The organism is uncultured Sphingomonas sp. (assembly GCF_946477935.1).
Classification (GTDB): Bacteria; Pseudomonadota; Alphaproteobacteria; order Sphingomonadales; family Sphingomonadaceae; genus Sphingomonas.
In genome coordinates, this window is record NZ_CAMLAC010000191.1 from 1 (window position 1) to 7110 (window position 7110).

5 protein-coding genes are annotated in these 7110 nt (G+C 67.4%); 4 read left to right on the plus strand and 1 reads right to left on the minus strand.

Annotated elements, in window-relative coordinates:
- Positions 1–205 precede the first annotated feature (205 nt).
- A complete protein-coding gene (locus Q0U08_RS15830) occupies positions 206–2356 on the minus strand; it encodes a histidine kinase dimerization/phosphoacceptor domain -containing protein (protein WP_298092517.1) in 2151 nt (716 codons plus the stop codon).
- 156 nt (positions 2357–2512) lie between these two features.
- Here Q0U08_RS15830 and Q0U08_RS15835 point away from each other — a divergent pair, with 156 nt between their 5' ends.
- From Q0U08_RS15835 to Q0U08_RS15850, 4 genes are all read left to right on the plus strand, one after another.
- Positions 2513–3679 carry an acyl-CoA dehydrogenase family protein gene (locus Q0U08_RS15835; RefSeq protein WP_298092519.1) on the plus strand — a complete coding sequence of 389 codons (1167 nt, stop codon included), beginning with the start codon at positions 2513–2515 and terminating at the stop codon, positions 3677–3679.
- Positions 3676–5271, plus strand: coding sequence for a carboxyl transferase domain-containing protein (locus tag Q0U08_RS15840; RefSeq protein WP_298092521.1), 1596 nt, complete (start codon positions 3676–3678; stop codon positions 5269–5271). Before Q0U08_RS15835 ends, Q0U08_RS15840 begins: the two co-directional genes overlap by 4 nt.
- A 12-nt stretch (positions 5272–5283) precedes the next feature.
- The gene (locus Q0U08_RS15845) at positions 5284–5559 is read left to right on the plus strand and encodes a barstar family protein (protein WP_298092524.1); all 276 of its coding nucleotides are present in this window, start codon (positions 5284–5286) and stop codon (positions 5557–5559) included.
- Positions 5560–5561: 2 nt separating this feature from the next.
- The coding region (locus Q0U08_RS15850; protein WP_298092523.1) for a biotin carboxylase N-terminal domain-containing protein at positions 5562–7110 on the plus strand (1549 nt) is incomplete at its 3' end.

Sequence of the window (7110 nt, forward strand, 5' to 3'; positions counted from 1 at the left end):
TCACCCTCCCACCGCTTGCGCGGCGGGCCCCTCCCTCTCCCCGGAGGGGAGAGGGTTCACGCGGTTCTATCCCGGTTCTCGTGCGGGGCTTACCTGATGCCCTCTCCCCCTCGGGGAGAGGGAGGGGACCCGCGGCATTAGCCGTGGGGAGGGTGAGGGGTAGTCAAGCAGTGCTGCGCTTGCTGGCGGCTCCTCATCCCTCACACTATCCCGCCTGGTCCTCGATCGGGGCGGTGACGATCACGCGCAGGCCGGGCTGGTTATCGACATGGTCGATAGTCCCCGACAGGCGGGACATCATCGCGGTCATCATGCGGCTGCCGAAGCCAGAGCCTTCGCCGATCTTGCCCCGGCCATCGTCTGCGACGATCAGGCGCAGGCGGTTGCGATATTGTTCGAGCGTGATCGCGACCGGACCCGCCGCGCCGCCATAGGCATATTTGGTGGCGTTGATGAGCAGCTCGGTCGTCACCAGCCCCAGGTTGATCGCCCGGTCGGTGGGCATCAGCACGGGGGCAAGGTCCAGGCGTATCGACTGCGCCCAGTCGGCACCCAGCGACGCCTTCATGTCGCCGACCAGTTCCTCGAGATAGCGGGCGAGGTCGACGGTCTGGATCTGGTCGTCGCGGTAGAGGCGGCGATGGACCAGCGCGACGGCCGACAGGCGCGCCTGCGCCTCCGACAAATGGTTGCGCACGGTGGGGTCGTTCGCCGCCTTGCTTTGCAGCGACAGAAAGGCGGAGACGAGCTGGAGGCTGTTCTGGACGCGGTGGTCCACCTCCTTCATCAGCACGTCCTTCTGCTGAAGCAGCGCATCCTTGTCGGCGAGCGTCCGCTGCAACTCGATATTCAGCGTGCGCAGGCGCTGCGTCTGGTGGATGTCGTGCAACGCACGGCGCAGGCGGTGGGCAGCCTCGATCTCTTCCAGCGTCCAGCGGCGCGCGCGCCCGCGCACCGTTTCCACCCAGCTTTCGAACGACGCGCGGGGTGACAGGGTCTCGCCAGGCTTCAGATCGACCGCCTTGTGGGGATTGCCGGCCCATTCGACTTCCTCGACCTGTTCGGCCCGGAACCAGAGCAACACGGCGCCGTCATCGACCAATGGCAATGCGAGCAGGCCGCTGGCGCGGTCGGTGTAATCGGCCGCCTCAGGCACGTGCTCCGCCAGTTCGTGCGTCGCGAACAGGTCGCCGGTGCCGCGCGCCCGGACCCAGCGCGCCAGTTCCTGAATGTCGAAGGAGCCCGGATGAATGCCGTGACAGGCGACTTTCGTTCCCTGAACCAGCGCGAATCCGTCGCTGTGGAACATCTGGCACAATTCGTTCGACAGGGCATCCACCGCCTTGCGCAGCGTTCCGTTGCTGGCGATGCGGGGCAGCAGGCTGTCCTCCGCGGCGCGCAGGCGCAGGCGCTCGCGATAGGTGTCGGCCTCCTCCTTGGCGCGGATCTGGCGGGCGAGACCGCTGGCGAGCATCGCGGCGGCGGACCGGGTGGCGGGTGACAGGCGGCGCGGCACGGCATTGTGGCACGCGATCAGGCCCCAGAGCAGCCCGTCCTTGACGATCGAGATCGACGCCGACGCGCCGACACCCATATTGTTCAGGTAGCGCAGGTGGATGGGCGATACGCTGCGCAAGCCCACGTCCGACAGGTCGGTGGTCTCGAACCCGATCGGGCGGAGCGGGGCGGGGGTATAATCGATCGCCGGGATCACGCGGGTGCGATTGCGCACGTAGAGCGCGCGTGCCTGCTTGGGGATGTCAGATGCGGGGAAATGGTGGTGGAGGAAGGTGCCGATATCGGGCGCGACATCCTCGGCAACGACGCGGCCGGCATCGTCGTCGAGAAAGCGGTACACCATGACCCGGTCGAAGCCGGTCAGCGCGCGGAAGGCGACGGCGGCGCGTTCGCACAAGGATTGCAGGTCGCTCGCCCGCTCGAAGGTGGTGGCGGCGGCGTCGAGCCAGGGCAGCACGCTGCCGCGACCCCAGGGTGCGTCCTGCTCGGCGGGTTCCAGCTCGACCAGCAGACGATCGCCGCCACGGTGCAGCGCAACCTCGAACCGTTCGGTGGCGGTGGTCAGCGGCTGCGCGGAGAGGGTGGCGCCGGGGCCTACCATGGTGTTGGCGAGGAGCGCGGAAATATCCTGGGCCAGCAGGTCGGACAGCGGGCGGCCCAGCCAGTCGGGCGCAAGCCGTTCCTCCAGGGCGCCGGCGCCCGCGATCACCGTCAGCGTGGCGGGATCGGCGACGAGCAGCAGGCCATGGGGCTGGATGGCACCCGGAATATGGATCGGCTCGCGATCGCAGACCGTCAGATCGGCGCCGGTTTGCGGCGTTACGGGCAGCGTTGCCATGGGTACACATCTCTCACTGGATCGCAGTCGCATGCCGGTTTTCGAACGGCGTTGCAAATTTGAATGGGAAATGCCGGGTAGCGTACAAAGACCACTCTTCCCCTCAAGACCGATTTGAAGCTAGAAGCGAAAGAAAATTACAGCCCCGGAGAGGCCATGATCGACGATTTCGACTTCGCGCTCGGCGAGAGCGCGGACATGATCCGCGATGCGACGCGGCGCTTCGCCATCGACCGTATCGCGCCGCTGGCCGCGCGGATGGATGCCGAAGACTGGTTCCCACGTGACATCTGGCCCGAAATGGGCGCGCTGGGGCTGCACGGCATCACCGTGGCCGAGGCGGATGGCGGGCTGGGTCTGGGCTATCTGGACCATGTCGTCGCGATCGAGGAGGTCAGCCGCGCCTCGGCCTCGCTCGGCCTGTCCTATGGCGCGCATTCCAATCTGTGCGTCAATCAGATCAGCCGCTGGGGCAATGCGGAGCAGAAGGCGAAATATCTCCCCAAGCTGATCTCGGGCGAGCATGTCGGCAGCCTGGCGATGTCGGAAGTGACGGCCGGGTCCGACGTGGTGTCGATGAAGCTGAAGGCCGAGGCGGTCGAGGGCGGGTTCCGCCTCAACGGTACCAAGTTCTGGATCACCAACGCCGCCCATGCCGACACACTGGTCGTCTACGCCAAGACGGGTGAGGGGAGCCGCGGGATCACCGCCTTCCTGATCGAGCGGGACATGGCCGGTTTCGCGATCGGGCAGAAGATCGACAAGATGGGGATGCGCGGATCGCCGACCGCCGAGCTGGTCTTTACCGACTGTTTCGTGCCGGCGGAGAATGTGATGGGGCCGCTGAACGGCGGCGTCGGTGTGCTCATGAGCGGCCTGGATTACGAGCGCGCGGTGCTGGCGGGGATCCAGCTCGGCATCATGCAGGCGTGCCTGGACGTGGTGGTGCCCTATGTCCGCGAGCGCCAGCAATTCGGGCAGGCGATCGGGACGTTCCAGCTGATCCAGGCGAAGGTTGCGGACATGTATGTCGCGCTCAATTCCGCCCGCGCCTATGTCTATGCGGTCGCGCGTAGCTGTGATGCGGGGCGGACGACGCGGTTCGACGCGGCGGGCGCGATCCTGCTGGCGAGCGAGAATGCGGTAAAGGTGTCGCTGGAGGCGATCCAGGCGCTGGGTGGCGCGGGCTATACCAAGGACTGGCCGGTGGAGCGCTTCGCGCGCGATGCCAAGCTGCTCGACATCGGTGCGGGGACGAACGAGATCCGCCGGATGCTGATCGGCCGCGAGCTGATCGGGGCCAAGCCGAAGGTCGCGCAATGAGGGTGTTGCCGAGCGCGGTACAGGCGGAGGCCGAAGGGTTCCGCGCGAACGCCGTGCATAACCGCGCGCTGGCCGAGCAACTGCGCGCGGATGTCGCGACCGCCGGACTGGGCGGCAGCGCGGCGTCGCGCGAGCGCCATGTCGGGCGGGGCAAGCTTCTCCCGCGCGAGCGGGTGGAGCGGCTGCTCGATCCGGCATCGCCGTTTCTGGAGATCGGGCAACTGGCGGCGAACGGGCTGTATGGCGGCGAGGTGCCCGGCGCGGGCGTGATCGCCGGGATCGGCCGGGTGTCGGGCCGGCAGGTGATGATCGTCGCCAACGATGCGACGGTGAAGGGTGGCACCTATTACCCGTTGACGGTGAAGAAGCATCTCCGCGCGCAGGAGATCGCCGCGGAAAACCGGCTGCCCTGCCTGTATCTGGTCGATTCCGGCGGCGCGAACCTGCCGCATCAGGCCGAGGTGTTTCCCGATCGCGATCATTTCGGGCGCATCTTCTTCAACCAGGCGCAGATGTCGGCGGCGGGCATTGCGCAGATCGCCTGCGTGATGGGAAGCTGTACCGCGGGTGGCGCCTATGTGCCCGCCATGTCGGACGAGACGGTGATCGTGCGCGAACAAGGCACGATCTTTCTCGCCGGGCCGCCCTTGGTGAAGGCGGCGACGGGCGAGGTGATCTCGGCAGAGGAACTGGGCGGTGCGGAGACGCATGGGCGGCGATCAGGCGTGGTCGATCATGTCGCGGAGAATGACGAGCATGCGCTGACCCTGTTGCGCGATATCGTCGCGACACTGCCGCCGCAGACGGCCGCGCCGGTCAACATGGCCGCGCCGCGCGAGCCGCTTTATCCGGCAGAGGAGCTGTACGGGCTGATCCCCAAGGACGTGCGTGCACCCTATGATGTGCACGAGGTGATCGCGCGGATCGTTGATGGCTCGGAATTCCATGCGTTCAAGCCGCTATACGGCACCAGCCTGGTGTGCGGCTTCGCGCATATCCATGGTCAGCCGGTGGCGATCCTGGCGAATAACGGCGTGCTGTTCTCCGAAAGCGCGCAAAAGGGCGCGCACTTCATCGAGCTGGCCTGTCAGCGACGTATCCCGCTGCTGTTCCTGCAGAACATCGCGGGCTTCATGGTGGGTGGCCGGTACGAGGCGGAGGGCATCGCCAAGCATGGCGCCAAGCTGGTGACGGCGGTCGCCACCGCGCAGGTGCCCAAGATCACCGTGGTGATCGGCGGCAGCTTCGGCGCGGGCAATTACGGCATGTGCGGGCGCGCCTATTCGCCGCGCTTCCTGTTCACCTGGCCCAATGCGCGGATCAGCGTAATGGGTGGCGAGCAGGCAGCCAGCGTGCTGGCGACGGTCCACCGCGATGCCGCCCGATGGAGCGAGGAGGAGGCGGATGCCTTCAAGGCGCCGATCCGGGCCAAATATGAGGAAGAGGGCAATCCCTGGTACGCCACCGCGCGGTTGTGGGACGATGGCATCATCGATCCGGCGCAGACGCGTAACGTGCTCGGCCTGGCGTTGGCCGCGACGCTGAACGCCCCGATCCCCGAGCGGGCGGCGTTCGGCGTGTTCCGGATGTAGCGCGCCGTGGCGATGGACCTGTGCATCGACGGCGAAAGCATTGTGGACGAGGCGGATTTTCATGCCCGTATCCGCGATGCCTCCGGCGTCGAATGGTATGGCGGCAGCCTTGATGCGCTGTTCGACCTGCTGGTTGCCGTGGTCGATCCGCCGATTGTCATTCGCCTGCGCCATGCCGCGGCCGCTCGCCTGGCGGTGGGGGCGCGGTTCGATCGTATCCTGACCGTGATCCTGGATGCCATCGCCCTGCGGGGCGGCACCGCGATCACGCTTGTGCTGGAATCCTGACCATGATCTCTACCCTGTTGATCGCCAATCGCGGCGAGATCGCCTGCCGCGTCATCCGCACGGCGCGGGCGATGGGCGTCCGCACCGTGGCGGTCTATTCCGAGGCGGATGCGGGTGCGCTGCACGTCGCGATGGCCGATACCGCGGTGGCGATCGGACCGGCGGCGGCGCGGGACAGTTATCTGCGTGGCGATCGCATCCTGGCGGCGGCGCAGGAGAGCGGCGCGGATGCGATCCATCCCGGTTACGGCTTCCTGAGTGAAAATGCCGATTTCGCACAAGCGGTGATCGATGCCGGGCTGACCTGGGTCGGGCCGAACCCGGAAAGCATCCGCGCGATGGGGCTGAAGGATGCGGCCAAGGCGCGGATGATCGCGGCGGGGGTGCCGGTGACGCCCGGATATCTCGGCGAGGACCAGTCCGAGGCACGCCTGGCGAGGGAGGCCGAGGCGGTCGGTTATCCCGTGCTGATCAAGGCCGTGGCGGGCGGTGGTGGCAAGGGCATGCGGCGGGTGGATGCGCCCGGCGATTTCGCCGCGGCGCTTGCCTCGTGCCGGCGCGAGGCGGCGTCGTCGTTCGGTGACGACCGGGTGCTGATCGAGAAATACATCCTGTCGCCCCGCCATATCGAGGTGCAGGTCTTTGGCGACAAGCATGGCGGGGTGGTGCATCTGTTCGAGCGCGACTGTTCGCTGCAGCGGCGTCATCAGAAGGTGATCGAGGAAGCGCCGGCGCCCGGTATGGACGAGGCGACGCGGGAGGCAGTGTGCGACGCCGCGGTGCGCGCGGCGAGGGCGGTCGATTATGTCGGCGCGGGCACGATCGAGTTCATTGCCGATGCGGGCGAAGGACTGCGCGCCGATCGCATCTGGTTCATGGAAATGAACACGCGGTTGCAGGTCGAGCATCCGGTGACCGAGGCGATCACCGGCGTCGATCTGGTCGAATGGCAATTGCGCGTGGCCGCCGGCGAGCCTTTGCCGAGCCGACAGGCGGATCTGTCGATCCGGGGGCATGCGATCGAGGCGCGGCTCTATGCCGAAGATCCGGCGAAGGGCTTCCTGCCGTCGATCGGACGGCTTGCGGCCTTCGACCTGGGGGATGGCGCGGGTATTCGCGTCGATACCGGCGTGCGGCAGGGCGATACGGTTACGCCCTATTACGACCCGATGATCGCCAAGGTGATCGCCTGGGGAGAGACGCGTGAGGAAGCGCGGGCGAGCTTGCGCGACCGGCTTGCGGGGGCGACGGTGTGGCCGGTACGCAGCAATGCCGGTTTTCTGGTGCGCGCGCTCGACCATCCGGCGTTTGTCGGGGGAAGCGTGGATACCGGGCTGATCGCGCGCGAGGGCGAGGCGCTGTTGCCGGCCGAGCAGCCCGGAGCGGCGGCGCTGGCGACGGCGGTGACGGCGATGGTGCAGCCGGGGCCGCTGGCGGGGTTCCGTCTGAACGGCGAGGCGCGGCAGGAGGCGAGAGTGCTGCTGGACGGGCAGGCGGTGACGGTGACGCTGGAGGCGGTCGCGACGCAAGCCGCGAAGCCGTATGTGACGC

Excerpts from the sequence above, each read along its gene's own strand:
- Q0U08_RS15830 (WP_298092517.1), bottom strand. The coding sequence starts at position 2,356 with ATGGCAACGCTGCCCGTAACGCCGCAAACCGGCGCCGATCTGACGGTC.
- Q0U08_RS15845 (WP_298092524.1), top strand. The coding sequence starts at position 5,284 with ATGGACCTGTGCATCGACGGCGAAAGCATTGTGGACGAGGCGGATTTT.
- Q0U08_RS15840 (WP_298092521.1), top strand. The coding sequence starts at position 3,676 with ATGAGGGTGTTGCCGAGCGCGGTACAGGCGGAGGCCGAAGGGTTCCGC.
- Q0U08_RS15835 (WP_298092519.1), top strand. The coding sequence starts at position 2,513 with ATGATCGACGATTTCGACTTCGCGCTCGGCGAGAGCGCGGACATGATC.